The organism is Paraperlucidibaca wandonensis, assembly GCF_042677145.1.
Classification (GTDB): domain Bacteria; phylum Pseudomonadota; class Gammaproteobacteria; order Pseudomonadales; family Moraxellaceae; genus Perlucidibaca; species Perlucidibaca wandonensis.
Window position 1 is genome coordinate 1844595 of record NZ_JBHTIT010000001.1, and the last position, 16282, is coordinate 1860876.

The following is a 16282-nucleotide window of genomic DNA, read 5'->3' on the forward strand; positions in this document are numbered from 1 at the left end:
TTAGCCTCCAAAAAGTCGCTTCAAGATGCCTTTTTTCTGCACCTCTAAAAAGCGGTGAGGCATGTCAGCGCCGAGCAAACGATCCACGGCATCACCATAGGCTTGGCCAGCATCGCTTTCGGCATCAAAAATTACTGGAACACCCTGGTTTGAGGCTTTCAACACAGCCTGTGACTCAGGAATGACGCCAAGCAGCTTGATCGACAAAATATCTTCTACGTCGGTCACCGAAAGCATTTCGCCGGTTTCAACACGCGCCGGATCGTAGCGAGTCAGCAGCAAGAACTCTTTAATTGGCTCGCGATTTTCTTCAGCACGCTTAGATTTGCTCGACAGCAACCCCAGCATACGATCGGAGTCACGCACCGATGACACTTCGGGGTTGGTCACCACGACAGCTTCATCGGCAAAGTACATCGCCATATGCGCGCCCTTCTCGATGCCCGCAGGTGAGTCGCAGATGACAAAATCGAACTGCGCACTAAGCTCACTCATGACGCGACCTACACCTTCGACAGTCAGGGCATCTTTATCACGGGTTTGACTGGCAGCCAAAACGAATAAGTTATCTAAACGCTTATCTTTGATCAGCGCTTGGTTTAGCGTGGCATCACCTTGCACAACGTTGATGAAGTCATACACCACACGGCGTTCGCAGCCCATGATGAGATCTAGGTTACGCAGACCAACATCGAAATCTACTAGCACAGTACGATGCCCACGCATCGCTAAACCAGTGCCAATAGCAGCACTCGAGGTGGTCTTGCCTACCCCACCTTTACCCGACGTTACGACGATAATTTTTGCCACAAAAGATTCCTCAAAAGCATGAGCGAGCGTTACCCGCCAGTATTGTTCAAAGGTCGTACAGGTTCAACATATCTTCACTCAAACTCAGGCGTGTAGCCTTGCGCCAATGTGAGTCGGAGCGCAGGTCATCGGCAACGCGGTAGCGCCCTGCGATAGACACCAGCTCAGCCTCAAGCGACTGACAAAATACTTGCGCGCTGGTGTCGCCCTGCACGCCCGCCAGAGCGCGACCACGCAATGGACCGTAGATATGAATATGGCCATCGGCGATGACTTCAGCGCCCGCGCTCACCGGCGCCAAAATGACTAAATCACCGGATGAGTAAATTTGCTGACCACCGCGTACAGGCTGGGTAATAACTTGCGTAGTCGCCGCAGCAACTGGTTTTTGCTCAGGCTCTACGGCGACACGATGGCCATCGGCGTCGTAAGTTTTTTCAGCACTTTTCGTGCGCAATGAGGCCAGCACAGGCAGGCCGACCGAGGCTAGGGCTTCATGCATGGCTTTGGGCGCGCGCAAACCAACCAAGCTGACGCCGAAAGATTGGCAGAGAGCAACAATGGCCGCCCAATCAGCAGCGCTTTCAGCCACTTTCTCAACGCTTAAAATAACCGGAGACTGCTGCAGCCAAGCAGCGGCATCGAGCGTGCGTGCGGCTAGCTGGGTTTTTATTTCAGTAAGACTCGCCGACTGCAATTCCAGCACGGTCGCGGTAAATGAACTGCCTTTGAGTTGAAATGCAGCGGATGCGTCAGAAACAGCGGAGGAAGCCATAGCGTTGAATCAATAAAAGCGATGGGTGTATTGGAAACGAGGCGGCGCAGGCATGCAAGCCAAACGCCGCATTTGTCGCAAAAAACGGTCTAAAAGCAGTGTATTAAGCGTGTGTTTTCAACAACGCATTTACTTTATCGATATACGCTTGCTCTGCAGCGGCTTGGCTCATGCCTTTTAGCGCAGCCCAAGCGTCGAACTTGGCACGATTGATCATGTCAAACATGCCGGGGCGGCTGCCGCTGGCATCGCCTTGACTGGCTTGTTTGAAGTGCGCATAGAGCGCGAGCATATCGTCATTGCCAGGGCGTTGGGTCAGCGTTTTTACATCTTTTTGGGCTTGTTCAAAGGCGCTCATGGCCAGTCTCCGTGAAAATAAAAAGAGTTGGTGAAAATAATCGGGTTGCATACAGCCCGCCTGCTCGCCAACACTACCAGTACTTACTCATTTGCGCACGAGCCATCAGTCGGCTTCTGCCTTTTGCTTTTAGGGGTGTCCATGCGCGTCGGATTTATAGGAATGGGCCTGATGGGTGTACCCATGGCCAAGCGCCTATTGCAGGCCGGTATTGAGCTTAGCGTGTGGAATCGTACCGCTGCCGCCTGTGAGCCCTTACATGCTGCCGGAGCTCATGTCTTTGCCTCTGCGCGCGAGCTTGCCGCCAACGTTGATGTGCTGATGCTCTGCGTCTCGGACAGCGCCGCTGTAGAGGCAATATGTCATGGTGCCGATGGGGTTTTCGCTGGCGCTCATTCGGACTTAATCGTTGTCGATCACTCATCCATCGCGGCCGATGTCACGCGCCAACTTGCCGCTGAGCTCAGAAAAATCGCTAATACCGAATGGGTAGATGCACCCGTCTCTGGCGGCGTTGCCGGCGCTGAAAATGGCCGCCTCGTGATTATGGCCGGCGGCAAAGCAACGACGATCGATGCCGTGCGGCCTGTGCTCGCCCATTACAGCCAACGCATCACACGCATGGGTGATGTTGGTGCTGGTCAGGTCACGAAAATCTGTAATCAACTCATCGTCGCCGCTAATAGCGTGCTCATTGCCGAGGCTGTGGCCCTAGCAGAGCGCGCCGGTGTCGATGCCAGTTTGCTCGCACCAGCATTGGCAGGCGGCTTTGCCGACTCGCTGCCATTCCAAGTGTTATCGCCGCGTATGGCCGAGCGCCGCTTCACACCGGTGCAATGGAGAGTATCCACGCTGGCGAAAGATTTAGGCAATGCCCAAGCATTATCAGCTCAAGTTAATCTAGACACACCACTCGCTGCCCACGCCTTGCAACGCTTACAAGCACACGCCGGCAATGGTTTTGCTGACGCCGACTTAAGCAGCGTTATTACACATTACTTACCTGACTTGGATGCCGGCTCATGCTGAAATTCTCTGCCAATCTCTCGCTGCTATTCACCGAGCTCCCGCTGCTTGAGCGTTTTGCGGCAGCGCGTCGCGCCGGCTTCCAAGCTGTCGAAATTCAATTTCCTTATGAGTTAAGCATTGAAGCCATTTCCGCTGAGCTTGATCGTCACGAACTAGAGCTAGTGCTAATCAACGTGCCCGCCGGCGACCTGATGCAAGGTGGCAATGGCTTAGCTGGCGTGCCGGGGCAGGAGCAATCTTTTAGGCGCGCGGTTTTACAGGCTCTGCCCTATGCGCAACAACTGGGCGTGAGCTGCGTCAATGTGCTCGCCGGCCGCCAAACTGCCGACGCCGATCTCGTGCAGTGTTTGCACACGCTAGTCGCCAATGCGCGCTATGCCGCTGAAGCCTTCCACAGCATTGGTGTCATCACCACATTAGAAGCCATTAACACGTTCGATATGCCTGGCTTTCTCATCAGCAATATCGCGCAGATGCAGGAGATCCTTGAAGCTGCCGACCACCCCACCTTAAAGATGCAGTTTGACTGCTATCACCTCGCGCGTATGGGTGAAGATATCGTGAGCAGTTTGCTCGAAAATGTCGCGCAAATTGGCCATATTCAATTTGCCGATGCACCAGGGCGTGGCGCACCGGACACAGGCAAGCTACCGCTACAGGGCATTTTTGAAGTGATTGAGATGCTGCCATATGCAGGATGGACAGGAGCTGAGTATCGCCCCGGCGAGCTGGGCACCGAGGCGAGCTTGGAGTGGTTTAAGGCTTATCGCTGATTAAAAACCGCACCAGTTGGACTAAACAGCATCACAACGCATCCAGCGCCTCACTTAAGCGCCCAACGCCAACCACCTTAATGCCTTCAATAGCCTGCTTAGGCACATTGCCACGCGGCACAATGGCGCGGGTGAAGCCATGCTTGGCGGCTTCTTTCAGGCGCTCTTGGCCATTCGGCACTGGGCGTATCTCACCGCTTAAACCAATCTCGCCAAACACCACCAAATCGCTGTCGAGGGCTTGGCCACGCAGGCTCGATGTTACCGCCAACACCACCGCCAAATCTGAGCCGGTCTCCAGCACTTTCACACCGCCCACGACGTTGACGAAGACATCCTGACCTTGGCTGGAAATGCCACCATGGCGGTGCAATACCGCCAGCAACATCGCTAACCGGTTTTGATCTAAGCCGACAGCGACACGGCGCGGATTGCTAAAGGCATCATCGACCAAGGCCTGTACTTCCACCAACAGTGGCCGCGTGCCTTCGCGCGTGATCATCACTACCGAGCCGGGAATAGGTTGGTCATAGCGCGAGAGAAAAATCGCCGAGGGGTTGGAGACTTCGCGCAGGCCACGATCGGTCATGGCGAAAACACCTAGCTCGTTGACCGCGCCAAAACGGTTTTTTACGGCACGAATTAAGCGAAAGCGCGAGTCGGCCTCGCCCTCAAAATACAGCACGCAATCGACCATATGTTCGAGCACGCGAGGACCAGCGAGTGCGCCTTCTTTAGTCACATGGCCGACCAAAAACAGCGCACAGCCTGAGCGCTTGGCATAGCGCGTAAGCAAGGCCGCCGATTCGCGAATTTGCGAAACGCCGCCGGGCGCCGAGGTCAGACTATCGGTGTATAGCGTTTGAATTGAGTCCACCACCAAGATGCGTGGGCGCTCTTGCTCGGCGGTGGCGATGATGGTTTCGACTTGCGTCTCGGCCATCACGCGTAATTTATTGAGTGGTAAGTCGAGGCGGCGGCCGCGCATGGCGACTTGCGATAACGACTCTTCGCCAGTGATGTATAGCGCCGGCAAAGTCTGCGCCAGATGCGTTAGCGTTTGCAGCAAAATCGTTGATTTGCCGATGCCAGGGTCGCCGCCAATCAGCACTACCGAACCAGTCACTAGGCCACCGCCCAAGACGCGATCGAGTTCAGATAAGCCAGTAGCAATCCGTGGCGCATCTTCGGTGGCAATGGCATCGAGCACGCTAACTTGCGCGGCTGTGCCGGCATAGCCCACAGCACGTCCGACCGCCTTGCTGACTATTGCGCGCTGTTGCTCGGCTATGGTGTTCCATTCGCCGCAATCAGCGCACTGCCCGCCCCATTTACTCGACTCCGTGCCACAGGCACTGCAAACATAAACGCTGCGAACCTTAGCCATGCTCAGCCTCCGCATCCGCTATTGGTGTCTCGGCAAGCTCAAGCGGCTGAGATGGTCGACGCACACGCGCAGTTAAGCGGCAAAACAATTCATAGCTAATGGTGCCGGCGGCACTGGCAATCTCATCCACAGGCAAGCCTTGGCCCCACAACACGACCTCATCGCCAACGTTAACGCTGCCGTCCACCTTCACGGTAATCATGTCCATCGAGACCCGGCCAACGAGCTCATAACGTCGGCCAGCAATGAGTACCGGCGTGCCTGTTGGGGCGTGGCGCGGATAACCATCGCCATAACCTATCGACACCACGGCAATACGGGTGCTGCGCTCTGCCAGCCAACTCGCGCCATAGCCCACGCGCTCGCCGGCCGGCACGGTGAAAACGCTGACCACGCGTGCATGCAGCGTCATCACCGGGCGTAGATCAAAGTCGGCGGCTGAACGATCAGCAAACGGCGAGCTGCCATAAAGCGCAATGCCCGGCCGCATCCATTCATCTGCGGCCTCAGGCCACGCCAAAACGCCAGCGGAGTTAGCCAAGCTTCCAGCCACAGATGTGCCTTTTTCTGCAGATAAGGCCTGCTGTAGTGCACGAAAGCGACCCAACTGCTGATCGGTCATGGCTAGCACCGGCTCATCAGCGCAGGCAAAGTGTGCTGCGATGCCAAGACGATGTACGCCAACGCAATTGCCCAATCGCCGCCAAGCCATCAACGCTTGTGCTGGGCGAAAGCCGAGGCGATTCATACCGGTGTTTATCTTTAGCCAAACCGCTAAAGGTCGACTCGACTCAGTGGCTTCAAATAAATCTAGTTGCTCGGGGCTATGCACTACTAGCGTTAAATATTGCGCGCGTGCGGTGGCTAGCTCCTCAGCATTAAACACGCCCTGCATGACCGTGATATTGCCTTTAACGCCCTGTGCTCGCAGCGCTAGAGCCTCACTCATGCAAGCCACGCCAAGACCATCGGCATGATCGGCTAATAGCGGCGCGACCTGCGCGATGCCATGGCCATAGGCATCGGCCTTGACCATCGCTAACAACCTAGCTTCGGGCATATGCTCGCGCATGACCGCTAGGTTATGCAGCAGCGCCTGTGCATCCAGTGTTAGCCAGCATTCACGCATCACTAGTACTGCTCCGTTTCGCGATAATACTCCGGCGACAAATCTTCAAAGCGCGTGTATTTGCCCAAGAAGGCCAAGCGCAGGCTGCCAATGGGGCCGTTACGTTGCTTACCAATGATGATTTCCGCCGTGCCTTTATCCGCCGATTCGGGGTTATAAACTTCGTCGCGATAAATAAACATGATGACGTCGGCGTCTTGCTCAATAGCACCAGATTCACGCAAATCCGACATCACTGGGCGTTTGTTTGGGCGCTGCTCTAGCGAACGGTTGAGCTGCGACAATGCCACCACGGGGCATTCCATCTCTTTCGCCAAGGCTTTTAGCGAGCGCGAAATTTCCGAGATCTCGTTGACACGGTTGCTCTCTAAGCCCGGCACTCGCATCAGCTGCAAATAATCGACCATGATCAAGCCGATGCCGCCATGCTCACGCGCCACACGCCGTGCTCGCGTACGCACATCGTTCGGGCTCAATGATGCCGAGTCGTCGATCATCAGTTTCTGCTCGGCCAACATAGTGATGGTTGAGGTCAGGCGTGGCCAATCATCCTCTTCGAGCTTGCCCGAACGCACGCGGCCCTGATCAATGCGGCCGAGCGATGACAACATACGCATGACCAGCTGCTCAGCAGGCATCTCCATGGAAAACACCAGCACCGGTTTATCCGAGCGCATCATGGCGTTTTCCACCAAGTTCATCGCAAACGTGGTTTTACCCATCGATGGCCGCGCCGCGACAATCACTAAGTCACTTTTTTGCAGGCCAGAAGTCTGCTCATCGAGCTTTTCAAAACCAGTGCTGATGCCAGTGATGGCGTCGCCAGACTGAAATAGGCTATCGATACGATCTAGCGCCTTGGTTAGCAAAGGCTTTAGCGCTTGCGGTCCACCGCTCTTCTGACTTTGCTCGGCAATCGCGAAAATCTTGCGCTCGGCCTCGTCGAGAATGGCCTGTGCACTGGCGCCCTGCGGCAAAAAAGCCGAGTCCGACACTTCATTGCTAATGCGAATCAGCTGTCGTAATACCGAGCGCTCACGCACGATGTCGCCATAGGCCGCGATGTTAGTTGCTGATGGCGTATTGCGCACCAGCTCACCCAAATAGGCCATGCCGCCAGCATTTTCTAACTCGCCCAAGCGTGTCAGCGTTTCGGCAATAGTCAGCGCATCGCGCGGGCTGCCTTCGGTTGCCAACAGGTTAATGGCGCGGAAAATCAGGCGATGATCGCGGCGATAAAAGTCTTCCTCGCCCACGCGATCAGAGACTCTATCCCAGGCCTGGTCATCGAGCAGCAAGCCGCCGAGCACAGCCTGCTCAGCTTCTAGCGAATGCGGAGGTAGTTTTAACGCCGACAGCACGGCATCTTCAGCGGGTTTTTGCGGAATATTCATCGGGCACATCACATCAAATAGTGCCGTTAGCTTAGGCGCAAAGACCGCCGTGACCAAGACCTTGACATGAATATTGCCGATTCAAATTGCAGAAAAACAAAAGGGCGCTGGAGTTACCCCCAGCGCCCTTTGTTGAAGCTAGCGTTAAGCCAGCATGAAGCAGTGTTTGCGGCTTATTCGGCCGTAATCACCAACTTCAATGTCGCAGCCACATCGCTGTGCACATACACAGCAACTTCGAACTCGCCGGTGTTACGCAGCGGGCCGTCTGGCAGACGAACTTCAGTTTTGTCGACAGCAACGCCAGCAGCAGTAGCTGCTTCAGCGATGTCGCGGTTACCGATCGAGCCGAACAGTTTGCCTTCATCGCCAGCTTTCGAGGCAATAGTGACAACCAGTTCTGCCAAAGCAGCTGCACGTGCATTGGCAGCTGCCAGCACTTCAGCTTCTTGACGCTCTAATTCAGCACGACGAACTTCGAAGTTAGCCAAATTTTTTGCCGTAGCTGGCAGCGCTTTACCCTGAGGGATCAGGAAGTTGCGGCCAAAACCAGGCTTAACATCAACTTTAGTGCCTAGAGCACCAAGGCCTTTAATTTTTTCTAAAAGAATTACTTGCATCACGCACCCCAGCCTTAGATGTGGTTATCGGTGTAAGGCATCAGGGCCAGGAAGCGCGCTTGCTTGATAGCAAGAGTTAGCTGACGCTGGTAACGAGCCTTAGTACCGGTGATACGGCTTGGAACAATCTTGCCGTTTTCCGTGATGAATTGCTTCAGTGTCTCTACATCTTTGTAATCGATGTAGGTGACTTTGTCGGCCGTGAAACGGCAGAACTTACGACGACGATAGAAACGCGCCATGGTTTCCTCTCCTTAATCCTGTCTATGCAGTGATTGCGCATGCAATACCAATTGTTCCGGATCGCGGTGGCTGGCTGATGCCAAAAAGCCCATCGCTATAACGCGGTCGCCAAGGCCAAAGGCCATCAGGCTGTTCGCAGTGTCGGCGGCCACATGGACCTTGAGCACTAGCTGAACCTCGCGTGCCGCACCTGCCTCTGTTTGTTTCGAACGGTGTCGCATTAAAAAATCTTGATGCGCAACGCCCGCAGGGCTCATACGACGCGGGAAGATTTTCTCAATCACCCCGCTAAACCGGAGCAGGTTATGCTCCACGCAGATCGCTCCGCGAATCAGTCAGCCGACGCTGACGAATCTGAACCTTCATCGGCACGAGCAGCTTTACGAGCACGCTTCTCTTCTGCACCTTTGGCAAGGATTGATTCTTCAGTGATGGCTTCTTCACGACGGATGATCAAGCTGCGGATCACGGCGTCGTTGTAACGGAAGGCTTCTTCCAATTCCACACGCACGGCATCTGAACACTCAATGTTGATCATGATGTAGTGGGCTTTATGGATTTTGTTGATTGGGTATGCCAATTGACGGCGACCCCAATCTTCTAAGCGGTGAATGCTACCGCCTGCATCTTTCACGATCCCGGTGTAACGCTCGACCATGGCGGGCACTTGCTCGCTTTGATCGGGGTGCACCAAGAACACGATTTCATAATGACGCATCGTATTGTGCTCCTTACGGATTAGTCAGCCCCGCCGACAGCCGGCAAGGCAAGGAGTGCGAGTATTTCGCATGCGCTCGAAGGCGTTGGCGAATGTCTTGCGACTTCAGCTGGGAGTTAGCCCAGTTGAAGGAGGCGGAGAGTATAGGGGATTTGGCTAAAATTCAAGCTGAAGATGGTCGTGGGAAGACTTATGTCTTGGGCTGTGCCGGCTTATGTCTCGGTCTGGGAGCAAAACTCGCCGTGAATCCGTCCTTGGATGCCGAGCTGAGCCCCCAGGGATGGGTTCACGGCGTGTTTCATCCCCTGAGCAAACCACCTGCCCACCAGTAACTACTTGCCGCGTCTTTGACGAACAGCCTCAAACAAAGCCACCCCTGTAGCCACACTCACATTCAAGCTTTCAATCTGCCCCGCCATCGGGATATACGCCAAATGATCGCAAAGCTCAGCCGTCAAACGGCGCAAACCACTGCCCTCAGCGCCCATCACAATCGCCACAGGTGCTTTCAAATCAGTATCGAAAAATGGCTTAGCGCCGTCTTCCAAGCTAGTACCCACAACCCATACGCCCCGCTCTTTTAACTGCTTCAGCGTACGTGCCAAGTTGGTCACCTGCATAAATGGCACCAGCTCAGCTGCGCCGCAGGCCACTTTGCGCACCACCGGCGTTAGACCAGCAGCTTTATCGCGCGGAGCAACAACAGCATGCACGCCAGCAGCTTCGGCGGTACGTAAGCAAGCGCCGAGATTATGCGGGTCGGTCACGGCGTCAAGTATCAGCAACAACGCAGGCTCAGTCAGGCCATCGAGCAATTCGGCAAGGTCATTGTCATCGCCAGGCTGGCGCTCGCGCACACGTGCCACCACGCCCTGATGTCGGCCGCCTTCTGCCAATTGATCTAGAGCCGAGCGATCACGAAAGGCCACTGTTAGGCCGAGTTGGCGGGCCATCTGTACGATAGGGTTTAAACGCGCATCTTCACGCGTGCTTAGCGCTTGCAGCTCAAGCACACGCTCGGGTTCGTTTTCCAACAGCGCTTGCACGGTGTGCAGGCCATAGATCCAAGACATTTTCGACATAATGAACTCTTACTTATTCAGCTCGCGCGGCAAGCAAATGAGCTGCCTGCCGCGCGACGTAGATAACTTGCGGGGATATTAACGCTTGCGAGTGCGCGGCTTCGATGCGCCAGACTTGGCAGCATCCGGTTTCGTGCCTTCGCGCTTTGCGGGCTTTGTCGAACCGTCATGAGCCGGAGCATCTGATAAAGGCTTAGCTCTGCCACCACTTTTCTTCTTCGGCGCGCTTCGTTTTACTTCAAAGCCCGACTCGTCGCTCATGCGCTCACGCATCGAGCGCTTGCCTGTGCCACCACCGGTGATGAGCTGGAAGTCCATCTTACGTTCGTCGAGATTGACCGCGGCGACTTTAATCCGTACAGGCTCGCCAATGGCAAAACGCTTGCCGGTACGCTCGCCAACTAAGCGGTGGAATGTGCTATCGAACTGATAGTAGTCATCGCGCAACTGGCTGATGTGCACCAAGCCTTCAACGAAGACATCTTCAAGCTCAACAAAGAAGCCAAAAGCGGTGACAGCAGCAATCACGCCGTCGAAATCTTCACCAACGCGATCTTGCATGTATTCGCACTTCAGCCACGCCATGACGTCGCGCGTGGCTTCGTCGGCGCGGCGCTCAGTCATTGAGCAATGCTCGCCGAGTGAGACCATTTGAACTTCGCCTGGTAATGGCTCGACTTTGCCGCCAAAAGCACCCTTGACTGCTCGTCCCATACGCTGGCGCAGTGTGGTTTCTGACTCGCCGGCTATGACCGAACGAATAGCGCGGTGCAGCAATAGGTCGGGGTAGCGGCGAATTGGCGACGTGAAGTGCGCGTACGCCTCATAAGCCAAGCCGAAGTGGCCAATATTGTTGGGCGAATACACCGCTTGCGACAACGAGCGCAGCAACATGGTTTCAATAATGCTTTTGTCTGGACGATCGGCAATTTGCTTAATCAGATCCAAAAAGTCTGATGGTGTCGGCTTTACTGATGCGGTGAAACGCAGGCCCAAGGCCTGTAACGTTACTCGAAGCTTGTTGAGCTTTTCGTTTTTAGGGCCGTCGTGATTACGGAACAAGGCCGGCACTTTCGCTTTCAAGACAAAGTTAGCGGCGGCCACGTTTGCGGCCAGCATCATCTCTTCAATCAGCATGTGAGCTTTGTTGCGAGTGACCGGCACGATGCGATCAATTTTGCGATCGCCGCCAAAGAGGATGCGAGTTTCACCGCTATCGAAATCAAGCGCGCCACGCGTTTCGCGCACGCTTCGCAGCACATTAAATAATGCAAAAAGCGTGTGCAACGACTCCTTCACCGCCTCTGGCCAGCGCTCAGCCAAGACTTTCGCAGCCTTACCATCGGAATGGACTAAAAAGTCGCTAACTTGATCGTAGGTGGTGCGGGCCTGCGAATGCATAACGCCGGGATAAAATTTATTGCTGGTCATTTTGCCAGCCGCCGAGAAAGTGATGTCGCAAACCATGCACAGACGATCGACGTGCGGGTTGAGCGAGCACAGGCCGTTGGAGAGAATTTCCGGCAGCATAGGCACCACATGACCAGGAAAATACACCGAGTTACCGCGCGCTTTCGCTTCGGTATCAAGCTCGGTGCCTGGGCGCACATAATGCGACACGTCGGCAATTGCTACGACCAAACGGAAGCCGCCGCCGCGACGCTTTTCGGCGTAAACGGCGTCATCGAAATCTTTGGCGTCTTCACCATCAATGGTCATTAGCGGCAAGTTGCGAATATCGACGCGGCCGGGCTCGGACTTAGCGGCTTCATCAACTTCGGGCGATAATGTAGCGACCTCTGTCTCAACCTTGGCAGGCCAAACGTGTGGGATGTCGTAGTTGCGCAAAGCAATATCGATTTCCATGCCCGGCGCCATAAAGTCGCCCAACACTTCAACGATTTTGCCGCAGGCGAGGCTACGGCCAGTGGGATACTCGGTGATTTCGACGTTCACAAACTGATCTTGCGTAGCACCAACTGGGCCCGGCTGGACCAAAATATCCTGAGTTAATCGTGGATTATCTGGCTGCACATAGGCGACGCCGTCTTCTTCACGGTAGCGGCCGATAACATGCTTGTAGCGACGAGTTTCCACGCGCGCAACATTGGCTTCGCGGCGACCTTTATGGTCATAGCCTGCAATGCGTACCATGGCAATATCACCATCGAAAAGTAAGCGCATTTGACGCGATGACAGCACAAGATCAGCCCCACCATCGTCAGGGATAAGAAAGCCGAAGCCATCCTTATGGCCTTGCACACGACCACGAATGAGCTCTTCGTCGCGCAGCGGCTGGTACGAGCCACGGCGATCGGACTGGAGCTGGCCATCGCGACTCATAGCGATGAGGCGGCGGCGCAAAGCCTCTACACGCTCATCGTCGAAAAAGCCGAAGTGCTTGGCGAGTTGCGGATGCGTCAGCGGCTTACCCAATTCCTCGAGCGTGGCTAAAATTAGCTCACGGCTAGCAACCGGATTATCGTAACGCTCGGCCTCACGGTCGGCGTGTGGATCATCGGCTGGTGTGGTATTTGGGGGCTGAACAGGCATAAGCAATCTCAATAATTTTGGCTATTCTACACCAAGACAGTTGACAGCTCCGACTCGCCTCACTATATTTCGCGCCTTCATCTGCCCAGATGGTGAAATTGGTAGACACGCCAGCTTCAGGTGCTGGTCCTCGCAAGGGGGTGGAGGTTCAAGTCCTCTTCTGGGCACCATATTTAAAAGCCGATCATTGATCGGCTTTTTTATTGCCTAAATTTTTTCCATATGCGCAACACAACCATTTCACTTAAGCCGCTTAAAGCATGAAGTGAATTTGCATCTCACCCACTAAGAAGCCGAGCACTGCACCAACGGTGATCAATGCCCATTCATCTTCTTTAAAGGCGGGACGCAGCATGCCTTCAAACTGATCTGGCGTGAGGCCTTGCATACGCTCAACCAAGGTATTGCGCACGTCCATTGCGTCTTCAGCATAGGTCTCCACATACTTCATGGTTTCCGGCATACGGTCCATGATGCGCTCAGCGATTACACTCTTCATTTCCATGTAAGTCTTGCTGCCCACGGCATAGACCACTAGCGGGCGAACCACGCCAGTTTGCTCGTCTACCATGGCCTTCACGTTTTTATGAATTAGATCCATGATGCGATCAGCAAAGGCGCCACGAAACAGCTCTTCCATCATGTTTGCCGGCGTTAAAACCTGCTTAGAGATGAGGTCTGCGTAATCTGCCGCCACTTCCTTTTGACGCTTCAGGAACAAGCCTTGCACCGTGAAGCCGAGGATTTTCTTTGGCATCTGCGGGCGGAACATCATTTGCAAAGCGATCCAGTCGCTGAAGAAGCCGACGAAACCACCAAATGCTGGCAACATCCAAGGTTGTTTAAATGCCAACCAGCAAAGCATCTGGATCCAACCGATAGCAAAGCCGAAATAAAAGCCGGCATTACTGAAAAACTTAAACTCTTGGCGGCCGACCTTTTGGAAAATCTCGTTTAAAAGCTTCTTATCGCGCAACAGGTTAGTAATAACCATGTGCTTAATATCAAAGTATTTATCGATATTTCCCTGCACCTCAGACATGATATTCGCAACGATAGTAGGAGCTTCTGCCTTCACGCGGGTAATAATTTTTTGACGCGCAAACTCAGGCATACCTTCCCACAAGCCGGGCTGATACTGCTGCGCAACTTCGCGCACAATATCTTCCGATGCAGCCATCATCGGCACTTCGATTTCTTTAGCAATACGGTGCGGATCGAGTCGAGCAAAAATCTCGGCAGGCTTGATAAGCTGGTTTGTCATCAAATCGACTGAAATCATCGCCATCTTTTCAGCTTTACGCGGAACAATGCCCTGCCAGCCAAAGAACGGCTTGATGCCAATGAACTCCATTGGAGCAAACATCATTTTAATGGCGACTACTTTGGTGATGTAGCCAATAAAGCCGCTGATGAATGGAATAGAAATGTAAAGCCACATATCGGCTTTAAAGTCAGCAATCATCTGCTCAATCATTGTGTCTTTCCTTGGTTTTTATTATGACGAGATTTGCTCTCGCGCTTGGCTTTATGATGCCAAATTTAAAGACAATAACAATGCAGTAAATATGCTAATCAGTACCGCTCAGCCAATATCTCTCGGCTCACTGCTTCATTTTGCGATGCTTTTGTACGAATATCTTCGGCGATAACACTCGCCAGCTTTCCGCCAACTAAGGGAATGCTACAGCTGACATCCCAAGTTAAAGTGTTCGTCGTTACGCCATCTTTCTCGCTGAGCTGCATACTCGCCGAGATATTCACGGCCGACACTGACTTGTTAATCAGCTGCAAAGTGCCACTAGCGCACTCGCGATCCCAGCGGTCGGTTTGTTCAATTTCGATGGGCTGATCACTTTTGATAAACTTTTGCGCCAATGCCGGCAACTTTACGCTGGGCTTGCCAACCACGTGCGCGGTAAGCGCAAAATGGCGTCCGTCGTCTTCACTCGACAGCACTTCAAAGCGCTCATAGCCCATGCGCGATAAACGCGCATTTGCATAATCCGCGCTAGTGATCATGGCGAGCACACGGGCCAGCGGAGCTGGCCATGACATAGTTGTTTCAAATTTCATCGCAGGCCCTCACTCACTTACGCAAGTTCTTATTATTGGAACGGATGGCGCAGCACAATAGTTTCATCGCGATCCGGACCTGTCGAAATAATATCGATCGGACAGCCCACCAACTCTTCGATGCGACGAATATAAGCACGCGCATTTTCAGGTAAGTCTTCTAGCTTTTGCACGCCGACAGTGGACTCAGTCCAGCCTGGCAGCTCCTCATAAATAGGCACCACATCAGACAGCGCAACAGCATCTGTCATCAGTGCCTCAATCGAGCCAGATTCGCGAGTCTCATAGCCGGTGCAAACTTTAACGACGGGCAAGCCATCGAGTACATCTAGTTTGGTCAGACACAGGCCAGAGATGGAGTTGAGCTCAACGGCGCGGCGCAATACAACGGCATCGAACCAACCGCAACGACGTGCGCGACCAGTTGTTGAACCGAACTCATGACCAACTTGCGCCAAGCGCGCACCAGTTTCGTCAAAAAGCTCAGTCGGGAATGGACCGCCGCCAACACGCGTGGTGTAAGCCTTGGTGATGCCCAAGATATAATCTAAATACAAAGGACCAAAGCCCGAGCCAGTGGAAACGCCGCCAGCGGTGGTATTTGACGAGGTCACAAATGGATAAGTGCCGTGATCGATATCGAGCAATGAACCTTGCGCGCCTTCAAACATGATCTGGGCGCCTTCGCGACGCAGGTCATGCAAAATGCCTGGCACGTCAGCGATTAAATCGCGCAGCTGCTCGCCCCACTCCAGCGCCATATCCAGCGTTTTCTGGAAATCAACCGGTGGCACTTTGTAGTAATTCGTGAGTTGGAAGTTATGGTAATCAATGATTTCACCAAGCTTGCCCGCCAGCGTATCACTGCGATATAGATCGCCGAGGCGGAGACCGCGACGAGCCACTTTATCTTCATATGCTGGACCAATGCCACGACCTGTAGTGCCGATAGCCGATGAGCCGCGAGCGGCCTCACGCGCCTGATCTAGCGCCACGTGGTAAGGCAAAATCAATGGACAAGCTGCCGAGATTTTCAGGCGCTCACGTACAGGTACGCCCTTAGCTTCTAGGTAGGCCATTTCTTTCAGCAGGGCATCGGGAGCCAACACCACGCCATTGCCAATTAGGCACTGCACGCCAGCGCGCAAAATGCCCGAGGGAATCAGGTGAAGTACGGTTTTTTCGCCGTCGACGACCAAGGTGTGACCGGCATTATGGCCGCCCTGAAAACGCACCACAGCACGTGCATTATCGGTCAGCAAATCAACGATTTTGCCTTTGCCTTCATCACCCCATTGGGTACCCAACACCACCACATGATTGCCCATGTTCTAG

17 protein-coding genes and 1 tRNA gene are annotated in these 16282 nt (G+C 54.0%); 3 read left to right on the forward strand and 15 right to left on the reverse strand.

Annotation, left to right across the window (positions count from 1 at the left end; genetic code table 11):
- The 3 genes from minD to ACFQ0F_RS08705 all read right to left on the reverse strand — a co-directional run bounded on the left by minD (position 1) and on the right by ACFQ0F_RS08705 (position 1943).
- Positions 1-810 carry a septum site-determining protein MinD gene (minD, locus tag ACFQ0F_RS08695; protein WP_340676078.1) on the reverse strand — a complete coding sequence of 270 codons (810 nt, stop codon included), beginning with the start codon at positions 808-810 and terminating at the stop codon, positions 1-3.
- Between the two features lie 46 nt (positions 811-856).
- Positions 857-1585 (reverse strand): septum site-determining protein MinC, encoded by a 729-nt coding sequence (minC, locus tag ACFQ0F_RS08700; RefSeq protein WP_340676077.1) that lies wholly within the window; start codon positions 1583-1585, stop codon positions 857-859.
- A 103-nt stretch (positions 1586-1688) separates the two neighbouring features.
- A complete protein-coding gene (locus tag ACFQ0F_RS08705; protein ID WP_340676076.1) occupies positions 1689-1943 on the reverse strand; it encodes an acyl-CoA-binding protein in 255 nt (84 codons plus the stop codon).
- A 141-nt stretch (positions 1944-2084) separates the two neighbouring features.
- On the opposite strand from ACFQ0F_RS08705, the gene ACFQ0F_RS08710 reads away from it, so the two are divergent.
- Together ACFQ0F_RS08710 and ACFQ0F_RS08715 are read left to right on the forward strand one after the other, a co-directional pair.
- Complete coding sequence (locus ACFQ0F_RS08710) at positions 2085-2972, forward strand: NAD(P)-dependent oxidoreductase (protein WP_379071209.1); 888 nt, start codon at positions 2085-2087, stop codon at positions 2970-2972.
- On the forward strand, positions 2966-3745 hold the full coding sequence (locus ACFQ0F_RS08715) for a hydroxypyruvate isomerase family protein (protein WP_340676074.1): 780 nt from the start codon (positions 2966-2968) through the stop codon (positions 3743-3745). Before ACFQ0F_RS08710 ends, ACFQ0F_RS08715 begins: the two co-directional genes overlap by 7 nt.
- A gap of 31 nt (positions 3746-3776) precedes the next feature.
- Here ACFQ0F_RS08715 and radA read toward each other — a convergent pair whose 3' ends face one another.
- The 9 genes from radA to rnr form a co-directional block, all read right to left on the reverse strand.
- Entirely contained in the window at positions 3777-5132 is a 1356-nt protein-coding gene (gene radA, locus ACFQ0F_RS08720; protein ID WP_340676073.1) for a DNA repair protein RadA, read from the reverse strand.
- Positions 5125-6261 carry an alanine racemase gene (gene alr, locus ACFQ0F_RS08725; protein ID WP_340676146.1) on the reverse strand — a complete coding sequence of 379 codons (1137 nt, stop codon included), beginning with the start codon at positions 6259-6261 and terminating at the stop codon, positions 5125-5127. The genes radA and alr overlap by 8 nt, the downstream gene beginning before the upstream one ends.
- A gap of 2 nt (positions 6262-6263) precedes the next feature.
- Complete coding sequence (gene dnaB / locus ACFQ0F_RS08730; RefSeq protein WP_340676072.1) at positions 6264-7655, reverse strand: replicative DNA helicase; 1392 nt, start codon at positions 7653-7655, stop codon at positions 6264-6266.
- Between the two features lie 173 nt (positions 7656-7828).
- Positions 7829-8275, reverse strand: a complete 447-nt coding sequence (gene rplI / locus ACFQ0F_RS08735; protein ID WP_340676071.1) for a 50S ribosomal protein L9 — start codon at positions 8273-8275, stop codon at positions 7829-7831.
- A 14-nt stretch (positions 8276-8289) separates the two neighbouring features.
- On the reverse strand, positions 8290-8517 hold the full coding sequence (rpsR, locus tag ACFQ0F_RS08740; protein WP_340676070.1) for a 30S ribosomal protein S18: 228 nt from the start codon (positions 8515-8517) through the stop codon (positions 8290-8292).
- A 12-nt stretch (positions 8518-8529) separates the two neighbouring features.
- On the reverse strand, positions 8530-8832 hold the full coding sequence (priB, locus tag ACFQ0F_RS08745; protein WP_340676069.1) for a primosomal replication protein N: 303 nt from the start codon (positions 8830-8832) through the stop codon (positions 8530-8532).
- 17 nt (positions 8833-8849) lie between these two features.
- On the reverse strand, positions 8850-9236 hold the full coding sequence (gene rpsF / locus ACFQ0F_RS08750) for a 30S ribosomal protein S6 (RefSeq protein ID WP_340676068.1): 387 nt from the start codon (positions 9234-9236) through the stop codon (positions 8850-8852).
- A gap of 332 nt (positions 9237-9568) precedes the next feature.
- Complete coding sequence (gene rlmB / locus ACFQ0F_RS08755; RefSeq protein ID WP_340676067.1) at positions 9569-10318, reverse strand: 23S rRNA (guanosine(2251)-2'-O)-methyltransferase RlmB; 750 nt, start codon at positions 10316-10318, stop codon at positions 9569-9571.
- A gap of 78 nt (positions 10319-10396) precedes the next feature.
- Entirely contained in the window at positions 10397-12871 is a 2475-nt protein-coding gene (rnr, locus tag ACFQ0F_RS08760) for a ribonuclease R (RefSeq protein WP_340676066.1), read from the reverse strand.
- Positions 12872-12954: 83 nt separating this feature from the next.
- Between rnr and ACFQ0F_RS08765 the strand changes: the two genes are divergently transcribed.
- Positions 12955-13041 (forward strand) — tRNA-Leu (locus tag ACFQ0F_RS08765).
- 83 nt (positions 13042-13124) lie between these two features.
- Here ACFQ0F_RS08765 and ACFQ0F_RS08770 read toward each other — a convergent pair.
- The 3 genes from ACFQ0F_RS08770 to ACFQ0F_RS08780 all read right to left on the reverse strand — a co-directional run bounded on the left by ACFQ0F_RS08770 (position 13125) and on the right by ACFQ0F_RS08780 (position 16275).
- Entirely contained in the window at positions 13125-14348 is a 1224-nt protein-coding gene (locus tag ACFQ0F_RS08770; RefSeq protein WP_340676065.1) for a DUF445 domain-containing protein, read from the reverse strand.
- A gap of 98 nt (positions 14349-14446) precedes the next feature.
- Positions 14447-14947: a DUF2505 domain-containing protein gene (locus ACFQ0F_RS08775; RefSeq protein WP_340676064.1), complete on the reverse strand. Its 501-nt coding sequence runs from the start codon at positions 14945-14947 to the stop codon at positions 14447-14449.
- A gap of 32 nt (positions 14948-14979) precedes the next feature.
- Complete coding sequence (locus tag ACFQ0F_RS08780) at positions 14980-16275, reverse strand: adenylosuccinate synthase (protein WP_340676063.1); 1296 nt, start codon at positions 16273-16275, stop codon at positions 14980-14982.
- Between the last annotated feature and the right edge of the window lie 7 nt (positions 16276-16282).